This window comes from Bordetella bronchiseptica, from assembly GCF_900636925.1.
GTDB lineage: Bacteria > Pseudomonadota > Gammaproteobacteria > Burkholderiales > Burkholderiaceae_B > Bordetella > Bordetella pertussis.
In genome coordinates this window covers 3286946-3309022 of the sequence record NZ_LR134326.1, presented here as the reverse complement: position 1 = coordinate 3309022, position 22077 = coordinate 3286946, and the positions used below count along the sequence as shown (strand labels likewise).

General features: G+C 69.9%; 16 protein-coding genes. 9 read left to right on the top strand and 7 right to left on the bottom strand.

The features are described from left to right. Positions 1–8: 8 nt before the first annotated feature. On the top strand, positions 9–833 hold the full coding sequence (locus EL288_RS15370) for an NAD-dependent protein deacetylase (protein WP_003810130.1): 825 nt from the start codon (positions 9–11) through the stop codon (positions 831–833). Between the two features lie 127 nt (positions 834–960). On the opposite strand, the gene EL288_RS15365 is transcribed toward EL288_RS15370, so the two are convergent. The 3 genes from EL288_RS15365 to EL288_RS15355 form a co-directional block, all read right to left on the bottom strand. After that, a complete protein-coding gene (locus EL288_RS15365) occupies positions 961–1812 on the bottom strand; it encodes an inositol monophosphatase family protein (protein WP_033446872.1) in 852 nt (283 codons plus the stop codon). A 176-nt stretch (positions 1813–1988) separates the two neighbouring features. Then, positions 1989–3458, bottom strand: coding sequence for an NAD-dependent succinate-semialdehyde dehydrogenase (locus tag EL288_RS15360; protein WP_003810134.1), 1470 nt, complete (start codon positions 3456–3458; stop codon positions 1989–1991). A 79-nt stretch (positions 3459–3537) separates the two neighbouring features. Continuing rightward, on the bottom strand, positions 3538–4803 hold the full coding sequence (locus EL288_RS15355) for a 4-aminobutyrate--2-oxoglutarate transaminase (protein WP_003810137.1): 1266 nt from the start codon (positions 4801–4803) through the stop codon (positions 3538–3540). 136 nt (positions 4804–4939) lie between these two features. Here EL288_RS15355 and pdxR point away from each other — a divergent pair, with 136 nt between their 5' ends. Then, positions 4940–6433, top strand: a complete 1494-nt coding sequence (gene pdxR / locus EL288_RS15350) for a MocR-like pyridoxine biosynthesis transcription factor PdxR (RefSeq protein WP_010928502.1) — start codon at positions 4940–4942, stop codon at positions 6431–6433. On the opposite strand, the gene EL288_RS15345 is transcribed toward pdxR, so the two are convergent. Next, the gene (locus EL288_RS15345; RefSeq protein ID WP_080707694.1) at positions 6430–7413 is read right to left on the bottom strand and encodes a DUF72 domain-containing protein; all 984 of its coding nucleotides are present in this window, start codon (positions 7411–7413) and stop codon (positions 6430–6432) included. The genes pdxR and EL288_RS15345 overlap by 4 nt on opposite strands. Between EL288_RS15345 and EL288_RS15340 the strand changes: the two genes are divergently transcribed. The 7 genes from EL288_RS15340 (at position 7412) to EL288_RS15310 (ending at position 17739) form a co-directional block, all read left to right on the top strand. Continuing rightward, on the top strand, positions 7412–9505 hold the full coding sequence (locus EL288_RS15340) for an ATP-dependent helicase (protein WP_126621982.1): 2094 nt from the start codon (positions 7412–7414) through the stop codon (positions 9503–9505). The two genes, EL288_RS15345 and EL288_RS15340, sit on opposite strands and share 2 nt — an antisense overlap. Before the next feature lie 78 nt (positions 9506–9583). After that, the gene (locus EL288_RS15335; protein ID WP_003810145.1) at positions 9584–10588 is read left to right on the top strand and encodes a magnesium and cobalt transport protein CorA; all 1005 of its coding nucleotides are present in this window, start codon (positions 9584–9586) and stop codon (positions 10586–10588) included. Between the two features lie 62 nt (positions 10589–10650). Next, positions 10651–11289, top strand: a complete 639-nt coding sequence (locus EL288_RS15330) for a thermonuclease family protein (RefSeq protein ID WP_010926304.1) — start codon at positions 10651–10653, stop codon at positions 11287–11289. Between the two features lie 96 nt (positions 11290–11385). Continuing rightward, complete coding sequence (locus EL288_RS15325; protein ID WP_003810151.1) at positions 11386–13635, top strand: ABC transporter substrate-binding protein; 2250 nt, start codon at positions 11386–11388, stop codon at positions 13633–13635. Next, on the top strand, positions 13632–14609 hold the full coding sequence (locus tag EL288_RS15320) for an ABC transporter permease (protein WP_003810153.1): 978 nt from the start codon (positions 13632–13634) through the stop codon (positions 14607–14609). The genes EL288_RS15325 and EL288_RS15320 overlap by 4 nt, the downstream gene beginning before the upstream one ends. A 5-nt stretch (positions 14610–14614) precedes the next feature. Continuing rightward, positions 14615–16066 (top strand): ABC transporter permease, encoded by a 1452-nt coding sequence (locus tag EL288_RS15315; protein ID WP_010926305.1) that lies wholly within the window; start codon positions 14615–14617, stop codon positions 16064–16066. Continuing rightward, on the top strand, positions 16063–17739 hold the full coding sequence (locus EL288_RS15310) for an ABC transporter ATP-binding protein (protein ID WP_033459629.1): 1677 nt from the start codon (positions 16063–16065) through the stop codon (positions 17737–17739). Before EL288_RS15315 ends, EL288_RS15310 begins: the two co-directional genes overlap by 4 nt. Positions 17740–17787: 48 nt before the next feature. Here the strand turns inward: EL288_RS15310 and EL288_RS15305 are convergent, their stop codons facing one another. The 3 genes from EL288_RS15305 to EL288_RS15295 all read right to left on the bottom strand — a co-directional run bounded on the left by EL288_RS15305 (position 17788) and on the right by EL288_RS15295 (position 22048). Further along, the gene (locus EL288_RS15305; protein WP_003810160.1) at positions 17788–18339 is read right to left on the bottom strand and encodes a MarR family winged helix-turn-helix transcriptional regulator; all 552 of its coding nucleotides are present in this window, start codon (positions 18337–18339) and stop codon (positions 17788–17790) included. A gap of 33 nt (positions 18340–18372) precedes the next feature. Continuing rightward, on the bottom strand, positions 18373–20031 hold the full coding sequence (locus EL288_RS15300; RefSeq protein WP_003810162.1) for a collagen-like triple helix repeat-containing protein: 1659 nt from the start codon (positions 20029–20031) through the stop codon (positions 18373–18375). A gap of 304 nt (positions 20032–20335) precedes the next feature. After that, positions 20336–22048, bottom strand: a complete 1713-nt coding sequence (locus tag EL288_RS15295) for a ShlB/FhaC/HecB family hemolysin secretion/activation protein (RefSeq protein WP_126621981.1) — start codon at positions 22046–22048, stop codon at positions 20336–20338. Positions 22049–22077 lie beyond the last annotated feature (29 nt).

The window sequence follows — 22077 nt, the reverse complement described above, 5'->3', positions numbered from 1 at the left end:
GCGCGCGCGTGGATAGCCGCATGTCCGACCTGCAGGCGCTGCGGGGGTTCCTGGGCGGCAGCGAACGCCTGTTCGTCCTGACCGGCGCCGGCTGCAGCACTGCCTCCGGCATTCCCGACTACCGCGACGGGCAGGGGCAGTGGAAGCGCAAACCGCCGATCGACTTCCAGGCGTTCATGGGCGGGCAGCCCGCGCGGGCGCGCTATTGGGCGCGCAGCATGGTGGGCTGGCGCCATTTCGGCCAGGCCCGCCCCAATGCCGCGCACCATGCGCTGGCGCGCCTGGCGCAGCGCGGCCAGGTCGACCTGCTGGTCACGCAGAACGTGGACCGGCTGCACCAGGCCGCCGGCGGCCGCGAAGTGCTGGACCTGCATGGCAGGCTGGACGAAGTGCGTTGCATGCAGTGCGACTGGCGCGGGCCGCGCGGGCCATGGCAGCACACGCTGGAACTGGCCAACCCGCAATGGGCGGCGCTGCAGGCCGGCGCGGCGCCCGATGGCGACGCCGACCTGGAGGGGCAGGACTTTTCCCGGTTCGTCGTGCCGTCCTGTCCGCGGTGCGGCGGCATCGTCAAGCCCGATGTGGTGTTCTTCGGCGAGACCGTGCCGCGCGAGCGGGTGCAGCGCGCCTACGCCGCGCTGGAGCATGCCGACGCCGTGCTGGTGGTCGGCTCGTCCCTGATGCTGTATTCCGGCTATCGCTTCGTGCAGGCCGCCGCCCGCGCCGGCCTGCCCATTGCCGCGATCAACCTGGGCCGCACCCGCGCCGATGACATGCTCGCCCTGAAAGTCAGCCGGCCCTGCGACGAGGTGCTGGCCGAGGTCGTGTCCTAGGGTGCCTGTCCCTGCGGGGACAGGCACCTGGAGTCTGCGTGCACCGTCAGCGGGTGCCTGTCCCCGCAGGGGGACAGGCACCCTTGCCACAGGTGTCGCTCCCCCCCCCCGGCGCCTTGGCGGCGGGTTACACCGCCAGCGGCACCGCGTCGCCCAGCAGCGCCTGGTGGGCGGCGTGCCAGGTGCCGCCGTCGGGCGCGTACAGCAGGCCGCCGGAGCGGTGGGTGGGCTTGTACGGCGAGCCGTCGAAGTGCGCGCTGTAGCCGCCGGCTTCGCGGTGCAGCAGCCAGCCCGCGGCGTGGTCCCAGGGCGTCAGCTTGTTGTAGAGCAGCACATGGCAATGGCCCGAGGCGGCCAGGCGGTACTCGTGCGCGGCGCAGCGCAGCGACGCGGTCGAGCCCAGGCGCGCCTGGTTGGCGGTGACCTGCTCGCGCAGGCCGTCGGGCAGGTTGGAGGTGGAGATCATGCCGTCCATCTCATTGGCCGGGGCCGCGCCGGCCACGTGCAGCGCCTGCTGCGTGCCGTCCTCGTAGTCGATCCAGGCGCCTTCGCCGCGCACGGCCAGCGCCGCGTCGTGGCCGATGGGGTCGTAGATCACGCCGGCCAGCACGTCGCCGCGATGGCACACGGCGACCATCATGCCGAACAAGGGCAGGCCGGCCACGTAGTTGCGGGTGCCGTCGATGGGGTCGATGAGAAAGGCCAGGTCGGCATCGACCAGCATGTTGAGCAGCGCCGGGTTGCGCGCCGAGGCTTCCTCGCCGATCAGCACCGCGCCCGGATACAGCTTGCCCAGGCGCGCGGCGATGTGGCGCTCGGCCTCTTCGTCGGCGATGGTGACCAGATCGCGCGGCGAACTCTTGCCGCGCACCGCGTCCTCGGTCAGGTGGCGAAAGCGCGGCAGGACCTCGGAACGGGCGGCTTCGGCAAGCAGGGCGGCGATGCGGCGCGTTTCGTCGCGCGAGAATGTCCGGTTCATGGAATGGGGGAACAATGTACGACCCGCAAATCTAGCATGGGCCGGCGCGCCGGCCTATGACAAAAATGGCCGGGGCTTGGCGCCTGGGTGTGCGGCGTTTGGATGAGGGCGGGCGCGGCAAGGCGAAAAAAGGCCGGCGCCCGAAGGCGCCGGCCTTGCTTGCCCGCGGGCTGGACTCAGGCGCCCAGGTCCACGCAGAGGTATTTCAGCTCGAGGTAGTCCTCGATCCCGTACTTCGAGCCTTCGCGGCCCAGGCCGGATTGCTTGACGCCGCCGAACGGGCCGACTTCATTGGAGATGATGCCGGTGTTGATGCCGACGATGCCGTATTCCAGCGCTTCGGAGACGCGCCAGATCCGGGCGTAGTCGCGCGTGTAGAAGTAGGCGGCCAGGCCGAAGATGGTGTTGTTGGCCATGCCGATGACTTCGTCTTCGCTTTCGAACTTGAACAGCGGGGCGACCGGGCCGAAGGTTTCCTCGACGGCAAAGCGCATCGACTGCGTGACGTCGCGCACCACCGTGGGCTGGAAGAAGCTGCCGCCCAGCGCATGCGGCTGGCCGCCGGCGATGACCTTGGCGCCGTGCGCGGTGGCGTCGGCGATGTGTTCCTGCACCTTGGCCACGGCGGCGGTGTCGATCAGCGGGCCCTGGGTGACGCCCTGTTCGAAGCCGTCGCCCACCTTCATGGCGTTGACCTTCTCGACCAGGCGCTTGGCCACTTCCTCGTAGACGCCAGCCTGCACGTAGATGCGGTTGGCGCATACGCAGGTCTGGCCGGCGTTGCGGTACTTGGAGGCCAGGATGCCGTCGATGGCGCGATCCAGGTCGGCGTCGTCGAACACGATGAACGGCGCGTTGCCGCCCAGTTCCAGCGACAGTTTCTTGATGGTGGGCGCGCATTGCTCCATGAGCGTGCGGCCGACTTCGGTCGAGCCGGTGAAGCTCAGCTTGCGTACCACTTCGCTTTCGCACAGGGCCGCGCCGATTTCACGCGAGCTGCCGGTCACGACCTGGAACACGCCGGCCGGCACGCCGGCCTGCTCGGCCAGCACGGCCAGCGCCAGCGCGGTCAGCGGCGTCTGCTGGGCCGGCTTGACCACCATGGTGCAGCCGGCGGCCAGGGCCGGGCCGACCTTGCGGGTGATCATGGCGGCCGGGAAGTTCCACGGCGTGATGGCGGCGGTCACGCCGATGGGCTGCTTGAGCACCATCAGGCGCTGGCCGCCCTTGGGGCTTTGCAGGATGTCGCCGTCGATGCGCTTGGCTTCTTCGGCGAACCACTCCAGGAAGGACGCGGCGTAGGCGATCTCGCCGGCGGCCTCGGCTACGGGCTTGCCTTGCTCGGACGTCATGATGACGGCCAGGTCCTGCTGGTTTTCCATCATCAGCTGGGCCCACTTCAGCAGGATCGCGGCGCGCTCCTTGCCGGTCCTGGCGCTCCAGGCGGGCAGGGCGGCCTCGGCGGCGTCGATGGCCTGCTCGGCTTCCTTGCGGCCCAGCTTGGGCACCGAGATGATGGTCTTGCCGGTGGACGGGTTATCGACCGGGATGGACGGGCCGTTGCCGGCGCCTACCCACTTGCCGTCGATGTAGCAGGCGTCGCGCAGCAGTTCGGCGCGGCTCAGGGGTTGGGTCAACTGCGTCATGAAAAATCCTCCTCAATACAGACGCGGGATGGTGGCGCCCATGGGGGCGCCCCCATCCCGCGTCGAACGATCCAAACAATCAGGCGGCGATGGTTTCGGCCAGGATGTCCAGCGCGCGAGCGAACTGGTCATCGGGGATGGTCAGGGGATACAGGAAACGCAGAACGTTTCCGTACACACCGCAGCTTAGCAAAATCAGGCCGCGCTCGATGGCTTGCTGCTGGATGCGCTTGACCGCCTCGGCGTCGGGCTTGCCGGTGGCCGGGTCGTTCAGCTCCAGCGCGACCATCGAACCCAGGCCGCGCACGTCGGCGATGGCCGGGCACTTGGCGCGCAGGCCTTCCAGGCGGTCCATCAGGCGCTTGCCCAGTTCGGCGGCGCGCTCGCACAGTTTTTCCTCGGCGATCACGTCCAGCACCGCGTGCGCGGCGGCCACGGCCAGCGGGTTGCCGGCGTAGGTGCCGCCCAGGCCGCCGGCGGCCGGGCCGTCCATGACTTCGGCGCGGCCCACCACGCCCGAGATCGGCATGCCGCCGCCCAGGCTCTTGGCCATGGTGATCAGGTCGGCCTGTACCGAATGGTGCTGCATGGCGAACAGCTTGCCGGTGCGCGCGAAGCCGGTCTGCACTTCGTCGGCGATCAGCAGGATGCCGTGCTCGTCGCACACCTTGCGCAGCGCCTGCATCAGTTCGGGCGGCGTGACGTTGAAGCCGCCTTCGCCTTGCACCGGCTCGATGATGATGGCGGCCACGCGCTTGGGATCGATGTCGACCTTGAACAGCAGGTCCAGGGCCTTGAGCGAGTCGGCCACGCTGATGGCCTGCGTGGCGTTGGGGAACGGTACGTGGAACACGTCGCCCGGCATCGGGCCGAACGCCAGCTTGTAGGGCGCGACCTTGCCGGTCAGGGCCATGCCCATCATGGTGCGGCCATGGAACGCGCCCGAGAACGCCACCACGCCCGAGCGGCCGGTGTAGGCGCGGGCGATCTTGACGGCGTTTTCCACCGCCTCGACGCCGGTGGTGAAGAAGGCGGTCTTCTTCAGGCCTTCGATCGGGGCCACGGCGTTGATGCGCTCGGCCAGCGATACGTAGCCTTCGTACGGCACGATCTGGTAGGCGGTGTGGGTGAAGTTGTCCAGCTGGGCGGCGATGGCGGCCTTGACCTTGGGATGGCGATGGCCGGTGTTCAGCACCGCGATGCCGCCGGCGAAGTCGATGTACTCCTTGCCCTCGGCATCCCACAGGGTCGAGTTTTCCGCCCGCACGGCGTAAAAGTCACACATCACGCCGACGCCGCGCGGGGTGGCCAGCGTACGACGCGTATTCAGATCTCGGTTTTTCATCTCAGGCTCGTTAGGCAAATGGAATGCCGTATGCACGGCGCAATGTGGCGGCCGCCATGGGACGCCGTCCAGCTTCTATTTAATGCTAAGATGGCCCCATTCAGGGGAACCACTTTTACAAAACAGGTAGAACCAATTGAGGTCCATTGTCGGCGATTTGTTGCTCCTGCGCCTGGGGGACGTGGCCGAGGGCCCGATGAACCAGCGTCTCTACCGCGCCATCCGCGAGGCCATCCTCGATGGCGCCATCGCGGCCGACACGCGCCTGCCCGCCACGCGCGACCTGGCGGCCGAGCTGGGCATCGCGCGCAACACCGTGGTGCACGTCTACAGCCAGCTGCAGGCCGAGGGCTACACGCACAGCCGCCAGGGCAACGGCACTTTCGTCACCGCATCGCTGCCTGACGCCTACCTGGCCAGCGGCCGCCACGCGCGCCGCCCGGCCATCGCGGCGGTTCGCCCCACGCTGTCCGAGCGCGGCGCGCGCATCGTCGACCAGGTGTCGGCCTCGCCGTACCAGTGGGGCGCCTTCATGCCGGGCGTGCCCGATCTTACCGAGTTCCCGCACCAGAAGTTCGGCCGCCTGTTCAGCACGCTGTGGCGCAATCCCCACCCGGAGATGCTGACCTATGCCTACGGCGGCGGCCTGCCGGCGCTGCGCGAGGCGCTGGCCCAGCACCTGGCCCTGACCCGCTCGATCGACTGCGATCCCGAGCAGATCATCATCACCGAGGGCTCGCACCAGGCCATCGACCTGGCCACCCGCATCCTGGGCGGCCATGGCGACCTGGCCTGGATCGAGAACCCGGGCTACTGGGGCGCGCGCAGCGTGCTGATCGCCAATGGCATCCGCATCGAGCCGCTGCCGGTCGACGAAGAGGGCATGCAACTGCCGGCCGAGCCGGTGGCGCAGCCGCCGCGTTTCATTTTCGTGACGCCGTCGCACCAGTACCCGCTGGGCTCGGTGATGTCGCTGGCGCGGCGCCGGCAACTGCTGGCGCTGGCGCGCAGCTGGGGCAGCTGGATCATCGAGGACGACTACGACAGCGAGTTCCGCTTCTCGGGCCGGCCGATTTCCTCGCTGCAAGGACTGGAGCCGGACGCGCCGGTGATCTACCTGGGTACGTTCAGCAAGACGCTGTACCCGGGCCTGCGGGTGGGCTACCTGGTGCTGCCCAAGGCGCTGGCCGGCGCATTCCAGGCCGCGCACGCCGAGCTGTACCGCGAAGGCCACCTGGTCACGCACGCGGTGCTGGCCAGCTTCATCGCCGAGGGCCATTACGCCGCTCATATCCGCCGCATGCGCATGCTGTACGGCCGGCGCCGCGCCATCCTGGTCAACCTGATCGAGCGGCGCCTGGGCGCCCAGTGGCTGCATCCGGATTCGAGCGACGCGGGCCTGCACCTGGTGCTGGACTTCCCGTCGGGGCTGGACGACAAACAGGTGATGCAGGCCGCCCATGCGCGCGGCGTGCTCACGCGCGCGCTGTCGCGCTACTACGCCGAAGGCACCACGCCGCGCCAGGGCCTGCTGCTGGGCTACGCCTGCGTGCCGGAGAACGACATCGCGCGCAAGTTCGAGCTGGTGCTCGACAGCCTGGCCGAAGTGGCGCAGCGCAGCCGCGCCTAGCCAGGTGCCAGCGCCGCCGCCAGCCCGGCCGCGTTGCGCATGCCCTGGTCCTCGTAGTTGGTGTTGAACACCGCGTGCGTCTGCCGCGCGCGCTCGGCCAGGCGCCTGACGCGCTCGGCCAGCTCGGCGAGCTCCTGCGGCGAGTATTCATACTGGAAGCGGCTCGACGAGGCCGCCGCGCGGCTGTTCCAGGCGCCGGCGTTGCGGCCGTGCAGGCGCACCAGCGCCAGCTCGGGGTGGGTGCGCGCCCAGACCGGCGGCACGCTGTTGGCAAAGCCTTGCGGGCTGTCGACCACCGTGTGCACCAGCTCCAGCTCGCGTTCCAGCGCCAGGGTCCAGTTGCTGGCGGCCGCGCTGTCGAACCAGCTGGCGTGGCGCATTTCCGCGGCCATGACGAGCCCGCCGGCATCGCGCAGGCGGGCCGCGCAGTCGCGCACGCGGGCCACGCCGCGCGCCTCGCGCCGCACCCAGGGCGCAAACTGGCAATGCACCGCGCCCAGCTTGCCGGCCTGGCGCAGCGGCTCCAGCGCCAGCACGTAGCGGCGCCACAGTTCGTCGCGCACCGCGCCCGGCACCTGGTCGTCGAACACCGCATCGCCCGCGCCGGGCACTTCGCGCCGCAGGTCGGCCGGCAGCGCCGCGCGCGGCGTCTGGTGGCCCGTGAAGAGGCGAAACGCCTTGATATTGAAGACAAAGCCCGGCGGCGTGCGCTGCGCCCACAGGTAAGCCGTGTGCGGGTCGGGCAGGGCGTAGAAGCTGGCGTCGATCTCGGCCATGCCGAATCGGGTGGCGTAGTACTGCAGGCGCGCTTGCGGCGTGCGCGCGGCCGCGGGGTAGAACCGGCCGCACGCCAGCAGGGTGGGGTCGGTCCAGGAGGCGGTGCCGATGAGGATGTTCATGCCTGGGCGCAGCGGCCGTTCGGACGAAATGCTGGAAATTCTGTATAAATATACAGTATCGTCCAATTCGCCCGTTTCCATGTCTGAACCTGTTTCCCGCGCCCCGGCGCCCGCCGATGATCCCCTGGCCGAACTGAACCCCGCGCAGCGCGAGGCCGCCGCGTACGGGGTCGATGCGCCGGCCAGCCAGGCGCTGCTGGTGATCGCCGGGGCCGGGTCGGGCAAGACCAATACGCTGGCGCACCGCGTGGCGCACCTGATCCTGCATGGCGCCGATCCGCAGCGCATGCTGCTGTTGACGTTCTCGCGCCGCGCCGCGCAGGAAATGGAACGGCGCGTGGGCGGCGTGCTGCAGCGCGTGATGGGCCTGCGCGCCGGGCACGCGGCGCCTGCGTTGCCGTGGGCCGGCACGTTCCACAGCGTGGGCGCGCGGCTGCTGCGCGATTGCGCGCCGCGCATCGGCCTGTCGGAGGCCTTTACCGTGCACGATCGCGGCGACGCCGAGGACTTGATGGGCATCGTGCGCCACGAGCTGGGGCTGTCGGCCACCCACAACCGCTTCCCGCTCAAGGGCACCTGCCTGGCCATTTATTCGCGCGTGGTCAACAGCCAGGCGCCGCTGGCCGAGGTGCTGCGCCAGGCGTTCCCGTGGTGCGAAGCCTGGGAGGCCGAGCTCAAGCGCCTGTTCCAGGCCTATGTGCTGGCCAAGCAGGAGCAGAACGTGCTCGATTACGACGACCTGCTGCTGTACTGGGCCGAGATGATGCGCGACGCGGGGCTGGCCGCCGATGTCGGCGCGCGCTTCGACCATATCCTGGTCGACGAGTACCAGGACACCAACCGCCTGCAGGCCGCCATCCTGCTGGCCATGAAGCCCGACGGCGGCGGCCTGACCGTGGTGGGCGACGACGCGCAGTCGATCTATTCGTTCCGCGCCGCGAGCGTGCGCAACATCCTCGATTTCCCGCAGCAGTTTCCCGGCGGCGCCAAGGTGGTCACGCTGGAGCGCAATTACCGCTCCACCCAGCCCATCCTGGATGCGTCCAACGCGGTCATCGGGCTGGCCGCCGAACGCTACGCCAAAGCGCTGTGGACCGATCGCGCCTCGTCGCAGCGCCCCGAGCTGGTGAGCGTCAGCGACGAAGCCGGCCAGGCGCGCTGGGTGGCCGACCAGGTGCTGGCGCAGCGCGAGGGCGGGGCCACGCTCAAGTCGCAGGCGGCGCTGTTTCGCGCCTCCAGCCACAGCGCCGCGCTGGAGCTCGAACTGACCCGGCGCAACATCCCGTTCGTGAAATTCGGCGGCCTGCGCTTTCTCGAGGCCGCCCATGTCAAGGACATGCTGTCCGTGCTGCGCTGGGCCGAGAACCCGCGCTCGCGGCTGGCCGGTTTCCGGGTGGCGCAGCTGGTGCCCGGCATCGGCCCGGCCACCGCCGGCAAGCTGATGGACGCCATGGCGCAGGCGGCCGATCCGCTGGCGGCCATGCGCGAGTTCCAGCCGGGCGCGGCGGCGCGCCAGCAGTGGAGCGAATTCGTCGCCACCTACGCGACGCTGCGCGAGGCGCGCCGGCCCTGGCCCGCCGACGTGGATGCCGCGCTGCAATGGTACGGGCCGCAACTGGAGCGCATCTTCGACGACGCGCGCGTGCGCCGCGCCGACCTGGAGCAGCTGGCCCGGCTGGCCGGCGGCTATCCGACGCGCGAACGCTTCCTCACCGAGCTGACGCTGGACCCGCCCGACGCGACCTGCGACGAGTCCGGTCCGCCGCTGCGCGACGAAGACTATATGATCCTGTCCACCATTCACTCGGCCAAGGGCCAGGAGTGGAAGTCGGTCTACATCCTGAACGCGGTCGACGGCTGCATGCCCTCGGACATGGCCACCGGCACGGCCGAGGAGATCGAGGAAGAGCGGCGCCTGCTGTACGTGGCGATGACGCGCGCGCGCGAGCGGCTGCAGGTGGTGGTGCCGCAGCGCTTCTATGTGCACCAGCAGACCGGGCTGGGCGACCGCCACGTCTACGGCTCGCGCACCCGCTTCATTTCCGAGGCCATGCTGCCGCTGTTCGAGCACCTGCCCAAGCCGCCCGAGCTGCCGTTCGACCGCGCCCGCGCCATCGAGCCGGCCGCGCCGCGCATCGACGTGGCCAGCCGGGTGCGCGGGCTGTTCTCGTAGCGGCCGCGCCGGGCGCGCGACGGTATCATAGGTGCCCAGGCGCATCCCGGCCCGGGATGCGCACAGGGAGACAGTGCAATGACCCAGAACGTTCAGGCCGCGGGCGCGCCGCATGGCGGCGTGGTGGCTTCGGTCGCCTACCTGAATGGCCGCCGCGCGCGCGACGTGCCCATCGACGATATCGCCGGCTACGAGCGTCCCGAACACGGCCTGCTGTGGATCGGCCTGCACGACCCCGACCCCGGCCTGCTGCGGCGCGTGACCGAGGACCTGGGCGCCTGCGACAAGAACCAGGAGGAAATGGTCGAGCCGCACCGGCGCGCCAAGATCATCGACTACGGCAATATGGTGCTCATCGTCGCCATCACCGTCGAGATCGAGGGCGACCGGCCGGTGTTCGGCGAAACCCAGTTCCTGGTCGGCGACGGCGTGCTGGTGACGGTGCGGCGCGGCGCCACGGCCACCCACAGCACCCTGCGCGAACGGCTGGAGGCCACGCCCGACCTGCTCAAGCGCGGCAGCGACTACGTGACCTCGGAATTGCTGGACCTGCTGGTCGACCGCTACGTGGCGGCGGCGGCGCGTCTCGAAAGCGTGGTCGAGAGCGCCGAGCAGAAGCTGCTGATCCGCGGCGCCAAGGACGCCGACATCCGCAAGCTGTACCGCCAGCGCCGCGACCTGCTGCGCATCCATACCGCCATCGCTCCCCTGGCCGAGATCTGCCGCCGCCTGGCGCGCGTGGAGATGTCGCAGATCGATGAGCATGCGCGGCCGTATTTCGGCGAGGTGGCCGACCGCGTGCTGCGGGTCGACGAGCTGCTCAATGCGCTGCGCGAGGCCCTGGCGTTCGCCTTCGAGGCCAGCCAGATGATCGCGCAGGCCCAGCAGAACGACACCACGCGCCGGCTGGCGTCCTGGGCCGCCATCCTGGCCGTGCCCACCGCCGTGGCCGGCATTTACGGCATGAACTTCGAATACATGCCCGAACTGAAGGCGCCCTGGGGCTACCCGGTCACGCTGCTGGCCATCGGCACCGTGTGTTCCATTCTCTACTGGCGCTTTCGCAAGTCGGGCTGGCTGTAGCGCCGGCCCGCACGCGCGCGCGCTGTGGCACACTGCGGCCACCTTCCGACGACGACGAACCGATGCTGCGCAACAAACTCCAACCGCGAGGCGGGCGCCGCGGCCTGGCCGGACTGCTTTCGGCCCTGCTGCTGGCGGCCCTGGCCGCGCTGATCAACTGGCTCTGGCCGCAGGATCATCCCCAGGCGCCGCCGGCACGCCAGGCGCCCGCGGCCAGCGCGGGCGGCGTGCCCGCCGGCAGCTATACCCTGACCGGTCCCATCGTCAACGTGGCCGATGGCGATACCGTGACCCTGCGCGCGCCGGGCGGCCAGCGCCGCATCCGCATGGACAGCATCGACGCGCCCGAGGAAGGGCACGGCAACGAGCAGCCGGGCCAGCCGTTCGCGCAGGCCTCGCGCCAGCACCTGGCCGGCCTGGTCGCCGGCAAGACCCTGACCGCGCAATGCTACGAGCGCGACCAGTTCGACCGCGACGTGTGCGCCCTGATCCTGCCCGACGGCCGGTCGGCCAACCGGGCCCAGGTCGAGGCCGGCTACGCCTGGGCCTATACGGCGCGGCGCGGCGACTACCTGCGCGATCCGGCCATGCCCGGCCTGCAGCGCCAGGCCCGCGAGGCCGGCCGCGGCCTGTGGGCGCAGTCCGGCGCGATCGAGCCCTGGAAGTGGCGCTATGACTGCTGGCGCCAGCGGCGCTGCTGAGCCGGCGCGATCCGTCTTCCGATACGGGCATCCCGGGGTATGGCGGCTCGCCGGCCTTTGCTATCCTTGCGCGAGCATTCGAGATAGGATGGTTACATGACAGGCATGTCCAGGCTGCTGCGTATCGCGGCGCTCCTGTTGCTGGGCGCGATGGCGGGCTGCTCCCGCGAAAGCCCCATCAACAGCCCGTACCCCGCCGGCGCGATGGCCGACAATGCGCTCTACACCGCGTTCGTCAAGCGTTCGCCCAAATACCTGGATCCGGCCAGCTCCTACTCGACCGACGAGACGCCGTACACCTACAACATCTACGAACCGCTGTACGGCTACCATTACCTGAAGCGCCCGTACGAGCTGGTGCCGCGCGCCGCGGCCGCCATCGATGCGCCGCGCTACCTCGATGCGCAGGGCCGCGAGCTGCCGGCCGACGCGCCGGGCGCGCAAATCGCCGAAAGCGTCTACGACATCCGGCTGCGGCCCGGCATCCGGTTCCAGCCCCATCCGGCCTTTGCCCGTCGCGCCGATGGCGGCTACCAGTATTTCCCGCTGGCCGAGGGCGAGCTGGCCGACAAGTTCTACATTCCCGACTTTCCCGCCACCGGCAGCCGCGAGCTGGTCGCCGACGACTACGTCTACGCGCTGCGCCGGCTGGCCAGCCCGCGCGTGGTGTCGCCCATCTACTCCCTGATGGCCGACCATATCGTCGGCATGAAGGACTACGGCGACCGCCTGCGGGCGCGCGACCAGGCGCTGCGCCGCGACCTGCCCGGCGGCGCGCGCACGCTGCCCTGGCTGGACCTGCGCGAGGCCGACGGCTTTGCCGGCGTGCAGGCGCTCGACGCCCATACCCTGCGCATCCGCGTGATCGGCAAGTACCCGCAGTTCAAGTACTGGCTGGCCATGACCTTCACCGCGCCCGTGCCCTGGGAGGCCGACCGCTTCTACAGCCAGCCCGGCATGGCCGAGCACGACCTGTCGCTCAATACCTGGCCGGTGGGCACCGGCCCCTACATGCTGGTCGAGTCGCGCCAGAACTGGCGCCATGTGCTGGCGCGCAACCCCAACTTCCGCGGCGAACCCTATCCGTGCGAAGGCGAGCCGCAGGACCGCGCCGACGGCCTGCTGGCCGATTGCGGCAAGCCCACGCCGTTCATCGACCGGGTGGTATTCAGCGTCGAGAAAGAGGCGGTGCCGCTGACCGGCAAGTTCATGCAGGGCTACTACGACGTGCCGCAGGTCGAGCGCGGCGAGTACGGCGTGTCCATGCTGGTGGCCGCCGGCGACTCGCCCGACAAGGCGGCCCTGTACCGCGACCATGGCATACGCCTGCCCACCACGGTGGAAACCTCCAACTGGTACATGGGTTTCAACTGGCTCGACCCGGTGGTCGGACAGGGCGACACGCCGGCGCAGCAGGAGCGCAACCGCAAGCTGCGCCAGGCCATCAGCATCGCCTTCGACTGGGAAGAATACGTGGCGGTGTTCGAGAACAGCCAGGCCCAGGTCGCCTACGGACCGGTGCCGCCGGGCGTGCTGGGCTACAAGCCCCCGCCCGAGGGCTACAACCCCGTCGTCTACGACCTGGCCGACGGCAAGCCGGTGCGCAAGCCGCTCGATACCGCGCGCCGCCTGCTGGCCGAGGCCGGCTACCCCGACGGGCGCAACGCGCAGACCGGCGCGCCGCTGGTGCTGTATTACGACGCCATGACGGGCGCGGGCGCCAGTCCCATGTTCGACTGGATGCGCCGCCAGCTGGCCAAGCTGGGCATCCAGATGGACGTGCGCTCCACCGACTACAACCGCTTCCAGGACAAGATGCGGCGCGGCACGGCGCAGCTGTTCCTGTGGGGCTGGAACGCCGACTATCCCGACGCCGAGAACTTCCTGTTCCTGCTCTACGGGCCCAACGCCAAGGCCTCCTCGGGCGGCGAGAACGCGGCCAATTACGCGAACGCCGAGTTCGACCACCTGTTCGAGCAGATGAAGCTGCTTGACGACGGCCCCGAGAAAGAGGCCTTGATCGCCCGCATGACGGCCATCGTGCAGCGCGACGCGCCCTGGATGTTCGGCTATTTCCCCATGTCGGGCGGCGCCTACCAGCAATGGGTGGGCAACGCCAAGCCCACCCAGATGGTGCGCAATACGCTGCAATTCATGAAGATAGACCCGGCCACCCGGGTGGCGCGCATCGACGAATGGAACCGGCCGCTGTGGTGGCCATTGGGAGTGCTGGTGCTGCTGCTGGCGCTGGTGATCTGGCCGTCCTACCGGGCGCTCAAGCGCCGCGAGCGCCAGACCGTCTACGGCGCGCGCGCAGCCGCCCCCACCCCGGAGCAACGACCATGACCGGCTATGTCATTCGCCGCCTGCTGTACGGCGTGCTGATCCTGATCGGCGTCAACCTGTTCACCTTCGTGCTGTTCTTCGCGGTCAACACGCCCGACGACATGGCGCGCCTGGCCATCGGCGGGCAGCGGGTCAGCCAGGACGCCATCGAGAAATGGAAGACCGAACGCGGCTACGACAAGCCGCTGTTTCTCAACACCCGGGCCGAGGGCGCGGCGCGCTATACCGACACGGTGTTCTACCAGCGCTCGGTGCCCTTGCTGGCGATGGACTTCGGCGCTTCGGACGGCGGGCGCGACATCGGCCGCGAAATCCGCACGCGCATGGGCCCCAGCCTGGCGCTGGCCCTGCCCACCTTCGTGCTGGGCCTGTTCGCCAGCGTGGTGTTCTCGCTGACCCTGGTGTATTTCCGCGCCACGCGGCTGGACTTCTGGGGCGTGGTGCTGTGCGTGGTGCTGCTGTCCATATCCAGCCTGTTCTACATCATCGCCGGCCAGTGGCTGTTCTCCAAGCTGCTGCGCCTGGCGCCGTATTCCGGCTTCGCCGACGGGCTGGACATGGTCAAGTTCCTGGCGGTGCCCGTGGTGGTGGCGATCATCGCCCGGCTGGGGCCCGAGGCGCGCTTCTACCGCACGCTGTTTCTCGAGGAAATCGGCAAGGACTATGTACGCACCGCCCGCGCCAAGGGCCTGAGCGAGTCGGTCGTGCTGTTTCGCCATGTGCTGCGCAACGCCATGCTGCCCATCCTCACGGGCACGGTATCGGCCATTCCGCTGCTGTTCATGGGCAGCCTGATCGCCGAGTCCTTCTTCGGCATTCCCGGCCTGGGCAGCTACACCATCGACGCCATCAACGCGCAGGACTTCTCCATCGTCCGCGCCATGGTGTTCCTGGGATCCGCGCTCTATATCGTGGGCCTGATCCTCGCCGATATTTCGTACACGCTGGCCGACCCCCGCGTGCGTTTCGAGTAATCGCCATGCCGCTCTTCGTCTTTCTCTGGACCGACATCGCCCTCTACCTGCTGGTGGCCGCCGTGCTGGCGTACGCGTGGCGCGTGAGGCGTTCCCCGACGCTGCGGGCCACCTGGGGCAGGGTGGCGCGCGACGCCCCGGCCATGTGCTCGGCGGTGGTGCTGATGTGCTTCGTGGTGGTCGGCCTGCTCGACTCCGTCCACTACCGCGCGCGGCTGGCGCCCGCGCCCGGCGTGGCGGCCGATGCGCCGCCGGCCTATGCCCCGGTGGTGCGCTCGGCGCTCGACGGCCTGCTCGCCGCCACGGTGCTGGCCCGCCCCGAGAAGACCTATTCCGAGCCGCTGGCGGTGCGCCAGTTCACCAAGGAAACCCTGCTGATCGACGGCAAGCCGCAACGCGACTTCCCGCTGCTGCGCAGCGGCGGGGCGCACCTGCAGGACCCCGACGCCCAGCGCTGGCCCGACCTGCGGCAACGCTTCTGGACCGGCCTGGGGCTGGGGGCGGCCGCCGCGCTGGCCGGCGGCCTGCTGCTGGCGCTGGCGCTGGCGCGGCGCCGGGCGTCGCTGCGCGCGGCCCTGGCCGACCTGGCGGCCAACCGCACCGAGCTGCCGTGGCGCGCCATGTGGATCACCTACGCCATCATCTGCCTGCTGGCGCTCACCGTCTCGATGCTGGCCGGCGGCTACCACGTGCTGGGCACCGACCGCACCGGCAACGACGTGCTGTGGCAGGCGCTCAAGAGCGTGCGCACCGCGCTCATCATCGGCAGCCTGACCACGCTGGCCATGCTGCCGCCGGCGCTGGCGTTCGGCATCGCGGCGGGCTATTTCAAGGGCAAGGCCGACGACGCCATCCAGTACCTGTACACCACGCTCACCTCCATTCCCAGCGTGCTGCTGGTGGCCGCCTGCGCGCTGATGATGCAGGTCTACATCGACAACCATGCCGAGCTGTTCGACACCTCGGCGGCGCGCGCCGACCTGCGGCTGTTCCTGCTGTGCATGATTCTCGGCCTGACGGGCTGGGCCGGCCTGTGCCGGCTGCTGCGCGCCGAGACCCTCAAGCTGCGCGAGCTCGAGTACGTGCAGGCGGCGCGCGCCTTCGGCGTGTCGCACTGGCGCATCATGACGCGCCACCTGCTGCCCAACGTCATGCACATCGTGCTGATCACCGTGGTGCTGGAGTTCTCCGGGCTGGTGCTCTACGAGGCGGTGCTGTCGTACCTGGGCATAGGCGTGGATCCCAGCATGAACTCCTTCGGCTCGATGATCGACAGCGCGCGCCTGGAAATGTCGCGCGACCCCATGATCTGGTGGAACCTGCTGGCCGCGTTCGGCTTCATGCTGGCGCTGGTGCTGGCTGCCAACCTGTTTGCCGACGCCGTGCGCGACGCCTTCGATCCGCGCACGCGGCGGTTCAGGCCGGCGCGCGCGGCCGCGGCGGGAGCCCTGCCATGACCGCGTCCGCGCCTTTGCTGCGCATCGAAGGGCTGGATGTCGACGTGGCCGGCGAGTCCGGCGTCACGCATGCCGTCAAGCGGCTGCAGCTGGCCGTGGCGCAGGGCGAGACCTTCGCCCTGGTCGGCGAGTCGGGCAGCGGCAAGAGCATGACCGCGCTGGCCCTGCTGCGGCTGCTGCCCGATGCCGGGCGCATCGTCGGCGGCCAGATCGAACTGGGCGGCACCGACCTCAACGACCTGTCCGAGCGCGCCATGCGCGGCGTGCGCGGCGGACGCATCGGCATCATCTTCCAGGAGCCCGCCACCAGCCTGAATCCCGTGATGCGGGTGGGCGACCAGATCGTAGAGACCCTGGCCGCCCATACGCCCTTGCGCGGCGCGGCGGCGCGCGAGCGGGCCATCGACTGGCTGCGGCGCGTCGGCATCCCCGAGCCCGAGCGGCGCATCGATGACTATCCGTTCCAGTTCTCGGGCGGCCAGAAGCAGCGCCTGATGATCGCCATCGCGCTGGCGGCCGAGCCCAAGCTGCTGATCGCCGACGAGCCCACCACGGCGCTCGACGTCACCGTGCAGGCCCAGGTGCTGGAGCTGCTGGCCGGCATCCAGCGCGAGATGGGCATGGCGGTGCTGCTGATCACGCACGACCTGGCGGTGGTGCGCAACGTGGCGCATCACGTGGCCCTGATGCGCGGCGGCGAGATCGTCGAAAGCGCCGACGCGCGCACGTTCTTCGAGCGGCCGCGCCATCCCTATGCGCGCGAACTGTTCGAGGCCATTCCCACCTTCGCCAAGCGCGGCCGGCCGCTCTCGGCCCAGGGCCGCGCGGCGGGGCAGGGCAAGGCCGCGCCCGAGGCCGGCGCGGTGGTCCTGGATGTGCAGGACCTGCTGGTGCACTATCCGGTGCGCAAGGGCGTGCTGCGCCGCGTGGCCTCGTGGGTCGAGGCCGTCAACGGCGTCACCTTCACCCTGCGCGCCGGCGAGACCCTGGCGCTGCTGGGCGAATCGGGTTGCGGCAAGACCACCACCGGCAAGGCCTTGCTGCGCCTGGTCGAAGGCGCGCGCGTGCAGGGGCGCGCCATGCTCGATGGGCACGATCTGCTGGGCGCGTCGCGGCGCGAGCTGCGGCGGCTGCGGCAGGACATCCAGATCGTGTTCCAGGATCCCTTCGCGTCGCTCGACCCGCGCATGCGGGTCGGCGATATCCTCGAAGAGGGCATTGCCTCGCTGCGCCCCGAACTGGCCGCTTCGGCGCGCAGGGCGCGGGCCGTGGGCCTGCTGGAGCGGGTGGGGCTGCCGGCCGACACGCCCACGCGCTATCCGCACGAATTCTCGGGCGGCCAGCGCCAGCGCATCGCCATCGCGCGGGCGCTGGCGGTCGAACCGAAGGTGCTGATCTGCGACGAACCCACTTCGGCGCTGGACGTGTCGGTGCAGGCGCAGATCCTCGATCTGCTGCGCGACCTCCAGGCCGAGCTGGGCATCGCCTACCTGTTCATCACGCACAACTTCGGCGTGGTCGAATACCTGGCCGACCGCATCGCGGTCATGCACGGCGGACGCGTCGTCGAGATGGGGCCCGCCGACACCGTGCTGCACGCGCCGCGCCACGAGATGACGCAGCGCCTGCTGGCCGCCGTGCCGCGCCTGCGGTTCGGGGCGGAGAACGCGTAGAGAGGGATGCGGTGCCTGTCCCCGTGGGGACAGGCACCGTGCCAACCGTCAATCGTTGACGAAGTCCCGGCCGTGGCGCGACTGCAGCCACATGAGCGTTTCGTGGCGCAGCGAGCGGGCGTACTGCGTCAGGAAGGCATGCACGGTGGCCAGCTGGTGGGCATCGTACTGGCGGCTGAGGAAAGTGACTTCCTCGGCCGCGGCGCGGCGCTCCTCGGCCAGCGCCCGGCAGCGCTCGGCGACGGGCCGGATCACGATGACCCGCCGGTCCAGCGGGTGCCGGCCGCGCTGAACATAGCCTGCGGCTTCCAGGCGGTTGATCAGCGCGGTGGCGCCCCCCCAACTGATGCCGAGCAACTGGCCCAGTTGTCCGGTCGGCAGGGCATCGAACTCCAGCACCAGGTCCAGGGCCTTCAGTTCGGTCAACGACAACCCCAGCCTTTCGGCCATGGCGGCCTGGCTGGCCGCCATGTAGACCGTCAGTTGCCGGGCCAGGACTTGCGCGATTTCCTCCACGCTGTCCGGCCGGCGGTCATGGCCTAGGGGGTCGCCCGAGGAGACTCGTTGGTCTTGCTGTGAGATACGGTCTATATCCAGCATGGCGGCGCTCCGCTTTTTCGGGCTCAAGGTCGGTTACTTCAGGGCGCTGGTCACGCCGCCGAGGATGCCGCCCAGCAGGCCGCCGCCGGCGCCGCCGGCGCCACCCGTGGCGCCACCGGTCACACCGCCCGTCACGCCAGCCACGGTGCCGGTCACGCCGCTCAGGATGCCGCCCAGCAAGCCGCCATTGGCCGCGCCGCCGGTATTGCCGCCAGCGGCCGAGCCGCCGCCGACCGCGCCGGTCACGCCGCCCAGCAGGCCGCCGCCCGCCGCGCCGCTACCGACCGCGCCGGTGACGCCGCCCAGCAGGCCGCCCAGCAGGCCACCGTTGGCCGCGCCCGGTGCGCCGCCCGTGCCGCCCGAGCCGCCGCCGGTAACGCCACCCAGCAGACCACCCAGCAGACCGCCGTTGGGGGCGGCGCCGCCGCCCAGGTTACCGGTCACGCCGGCCAGCAGGCCGGTGACGGGAGCCAGCAGGCCACCGTTGGCGCCGCCGCCGGTGATGCCGCCCAGGCTGCCGGTGATCGGGCTGAGCAGGCCGCCCTGGCCGCCCAGTCCCAGGCCGCCGGTCAGCGAGGAGACCGCGCTGGTGGCATGGGCCAGGGTGTTGCCCAGGGGGTTGGTGTTGCCCGGCGTGGCGTGCAGCAGGCCGCCGGCGCTGGCTACCGCGCCGCCCAGGCCGCCGAGCACGCCGTCCAGGCCACCCACCGGCAGGCCGCCGGGCAGCTGGCCGCCCGCGCCGGCGAGCGTGCCGCCCACGCTGGTCAGCAGGCCGGCCACCGGCGCGCCCAGGTTGGTGGTGGCGCCCACCGTTTGCGTGAGATTGGTGACGGCGCCCGCGACCGGGCTGATGGCCGGATCGAGGCCGGCGCCGATGCCGCCCAGCGCCTCGCCCAGGCCCAGCGACGCAACGTTGTCCGCGGCGGTGCCGGTGTTGGTCAGCGCGGGCTGCAGAATGGGTTGGGTCGGGCCGTCGAGGACGCCGCCGGCGATGCCGCCCACCAGTTGGTTGACGGGATTGAGCAGGCCGCCCTGGCCGCCCAGCGCGCCGGTCAGCGCGCCCACGGCGCCGGTGGCGTTGCCCAGCACGGCGGTCAGCGGCTCGGGATTGTTGGCGTCGGCATGGAGCAGGCCGCCGGTGCTGGCCACGGTCTTGCCCAGGCCATCGACCAGGCCGCCCAGGCCGGTGCTCAGCCCGCCGGGCAGGCCCGTGCCGGCTACCGTGTCGCCCAGGCCGCTGACCGTCCCGCCGACTTGCGTCAGCACGCCGTCGACCGGCGCGCCCAGTCCGGTGGTGGCGCCGATCTGCTGCGTCAGGCCGACGGTCGTGTCGACCACCGGCTTGAGCGTCGGATCCAGGGCCTTGCCCACCGCGCCCAGCGCGTTGTCGGCGCCCAGCGGCAGCAGGCTGTCGGTCGCGCCGCCGGTGTTGCCCAGTGTGGTTTCCAGCAGGCCCGCGCGTACCGGGTCCACCGGCGTGGTCGGATCCGGATTGCCGGGGGTGCCGGGGCCGCCAGGGCCGCCGGGGTTGCCCGGGCCGCCCGGGTTGGTGGGAATGACGGGGGCGGACGCGCGCTTGCTGCTGCTGTTGCCGCCGCCGCCGCAACCGGCCAGCGCGGCCACCATGATGGCCGTCAACAGGGGAACCGCGAAACGGGTCGGGCGGTGGTGGGTCTTGGTCTTGGCGTACATGATCCGTGCTCCTCAGGGTTGGAAGTTCAGGCCCCCTCATTGGCCCGATGCCCCATACCAAGCACAAACCGTGCCAGCTTTTTTCAAGACGTCGCGAAATCCCTCCGCAGCCCTTCGGCGATAAAAAATAATTTCATTGTTTTCATCGAGTTGCGAGCGTTTCTTGCATATTCGCAAGCGCTTGGAAACCGCATGCTCAGGACATCAGGCCGTCTGCGAATGTTGTTTTTTCGCGAATATCGGCCCGATGTTACGGCTGGCGTTACGGCGACGTTACGTAACGTTCCGCCGTGTTGCCCGTGTTTCAGAGCGCGTCGTAGAACAGCGAGTAGTTGGCGTTGAAGCGCACGTCGCGATCGCCGTTGACCGTGCTGGACCCGACCGGCTTGGCGACGTTGAAGTCGAACAGGTAGAACTTGTCGTCGGTAAAGCGCACGCCCAGCGACAGCGACGAAAGGTGCCGCTCGTTGAGTTCCTGCAGGCCCTTGTTGTTGTACCAGGTGCGCGCATAGTCGGCCATGGCGTAGGGCTGCACCGCGCTCAGGTAGCGCCAGCCCAGCCCGAAGCGGCGGTTGATTTCGGCCGACACGCCCACGCCCTTGTCGCCGCTTTGCTCGCCCTGCGGGTAGCCCATGGCGAAGCGCCAGCTGCCGAACGACACCTGTTCCGAACTGGGCAGGATGTCGCTGCTGTATTGGCCGGCCCCGGACAGGACCAGGCCGAATTGCGCCGGCAGGGTAAAGGCCTGGCGCACGTTCAGGTTGAAGCGGGTGAAGTCCAGGTCGACGTCGGGAATCGCCGAATAGCCGTAGTTGGTATCGATCGACTTTTTCGCGCCCATGGCGTCGAAGCCCTTGGACACCGACACGGTCAGGTCGGTGGAGCGTTGCGGCAGGATGTCGATGTAGCGCAATTCGGCCGTGGCCGCGCGCACGCGGGTGTCCTGTTGCAGCCACCGGTCGCTGTCGCGGTGGGTGTAGCGGTCCTTGGCGTTGACGGCATACATGCCCAGCGTACCGGTCAGCGAGCGCTGATTGTTCAAGAGGAACGGATAGCTCACGCCCACGCCGATGCGGTCATTGGTGACCTTGCGGTCGAAGCCCAGGTATTCGATGGCGTCGTCCTGCGGTTTGGCCTGGTAGTGGTAGCCGTCGACCTTGATCGAGAAGCCGTCGGCGCCGATGGGCAGGCGCGCTTCGCCGGCAACATATTTCACGTCGTCGCTGTTGAGCGGGATGCTGGTGGTCAGCTTGAGCTGTTCGCCCAGCGGCGTGAGGCTGTGCGCGCCCAGGTCGACCAGCGGCTGCATGCCGGTGCCCAGGTCGGCCACGCCGCCATTGGCGGTGAACTTGTCGTGGGTGGCCGCGATCACCAGTTCGGTGGCGCCGTCGGCCCGGCGCGGCAGATCCAGCGACGGCGTGATTTTCACGCCCGGCACGATGCGCATCAGGTTGAGCTGGCGCTCCAGCGTGGCCTGGGTCAGCGGCTTTTCCGCCAGCAGCGGGCCGGCCAGGGTTTCCAGCCTGCCCTTGGCGTTGCCGATGTCCCCATCGATGCGCACATTGCCGATATGGCCTTCCACCACGGTGACCACCACCAGGCCGTTGGCGAAGTCCTGGTTCTGCACCAGCGCGAACGACAGCGGATAGCCGCTCGAACGGTACAGCTCGGTGATCCTGTCCACCTGCTGCACCAGTTGCGCCACGGTGATTTCCTTGCCGGCCAGCGGCGTCAGGAACGCCGCCACCTGGTCGAATGGCAAGGCATGCACGCCGGCCACGTCGAAATTGCGCGGCACGATGCGCTGCGCCAGGCGCGCCTGCACGGCGCGCTGTTCAGGCGTGGGCGCCTGCAGGGCAGGCGCCGGCGCGGCGGGCGCGGTCGGTCGTTCGAGCTGCGGCAGCGCGTCGACCGGATTGCCGCGCAAGGGGCCGTCGGCGCGGCTGGCGGCCGGCAGCGCCGCCAGGCCGGCGACAAGGGAACAGCAAAACAGATCCGTGGCGATTGTGCGTTTCATTGATTTTGTGTCTGCAGCTTGGAATTAAT

What these genes read in the sequence shown, in the direction of transcription:
- EL288_RS15345 (WP_080707694.1), bottom strand. Translation starts at nt 7,413, where the DNA reads ATGGAAACGGGCGAATTGGACGATACTGTATATTTATACAGAATTTCC.
- EL288_RS15340 (WP_126621982.1), top strand. Translation starts at nt 7,412, where the DNA reads ATGTCTGAACCTGTTTCCCGCGCCCCGGCGCCCGCCGATGATCCCCTG.
- EL288_RS15315 (WP_010926305.1), top strand. Translation starts at nt 14,615, where the DNA reads ATGCCGCTCTTCGTCTTTCTCTGGACCGACATCGCCCTCTACCTGCTG.
- EL288_RS15310 (WP_033459629.1), top strand. Translation starts at nt 16,063, where the DNA reads ATGACCGCGTCCGCGCCTTTGCTGCGCATCGAAGGGCTGGATGTCGAC.
- EL288_RS15305 (WP_003810160.1), bottom strand. Translation starts at nt 18,339, where the DNA reads ATGCTGGATATAGACCGTATCTCACAGCAAGACCAACGAGTCTCCTCG.
- EL288_RS15360 (WP_003810134.1), bottom strand. Translation starts at nt 3,458, where the DNA reads ATGACGCAGTTGACCCAACCCCTGAGCCGCGCCGAACTGCTGCGCGAC.
- EL288_RS15355 (WP_003810137.1), bottom strand. Translation starts at nt 4,803, where the DNA reads ATGAAAAACCGAGATCTGAATACGCGTCGTACGCTGGCCACCCCGCGC.
- EL288_RS15325 (WP_003810151.1), top strand. Translation starts at nt 11,386, where the DNA reads ATGACAGGCATGTCCAGGCTGCTGCGTATCGCGGCGCTCCTGTTGCTG.
- EL288_RS15295 (WP_126621981.1), bottom strand. Translation starts at nt 22,048, where the DNA reads ATGAAACGCACAATCGCCACGGATCTGTTTTGCTGTTCCCTTGTCGCC.
- EL288_RS15300 (WP_003810162.1), bottom strand. Translation starts at nt 20,031, where the DNA reads ATGTACGCCAAGACCAAGACCCACCACCGCCCGACCCGTTTCGCGGTT.
- EL288_RS15335 (WP_003810145.1), top strand. Translation starts at nt 9,584, where the DNA reads ATGACCCAGAACGTTCAGGCCGCGGGCGCGCCGCATGGCGGCGTGGTG.
- EL288_RS15320 (WP_003810153.1), top strand. Translation starts at nt 13,632, where the DNA reads ATGACCGGCTATGTCATTCGCCGCCTGCTGTACGGCGTGCTGATCCTG.
- EL288_RS15365 (WP_033446872.1), bottom strand. Translation starts at nt 1,812, where the DNA reads ATGAACCGGACATTCTCGCGCGACGAAACGCGCCGCATCGCCGCCCTG.
- EL288_RS15330 (WP_010926304.1), top strand. Translation starts at nt 10,651, where the DNA reads ATGCTGCGCAACAAACTCCAACCGCGAGGCGGGCGCCGCGGCCTGGCC.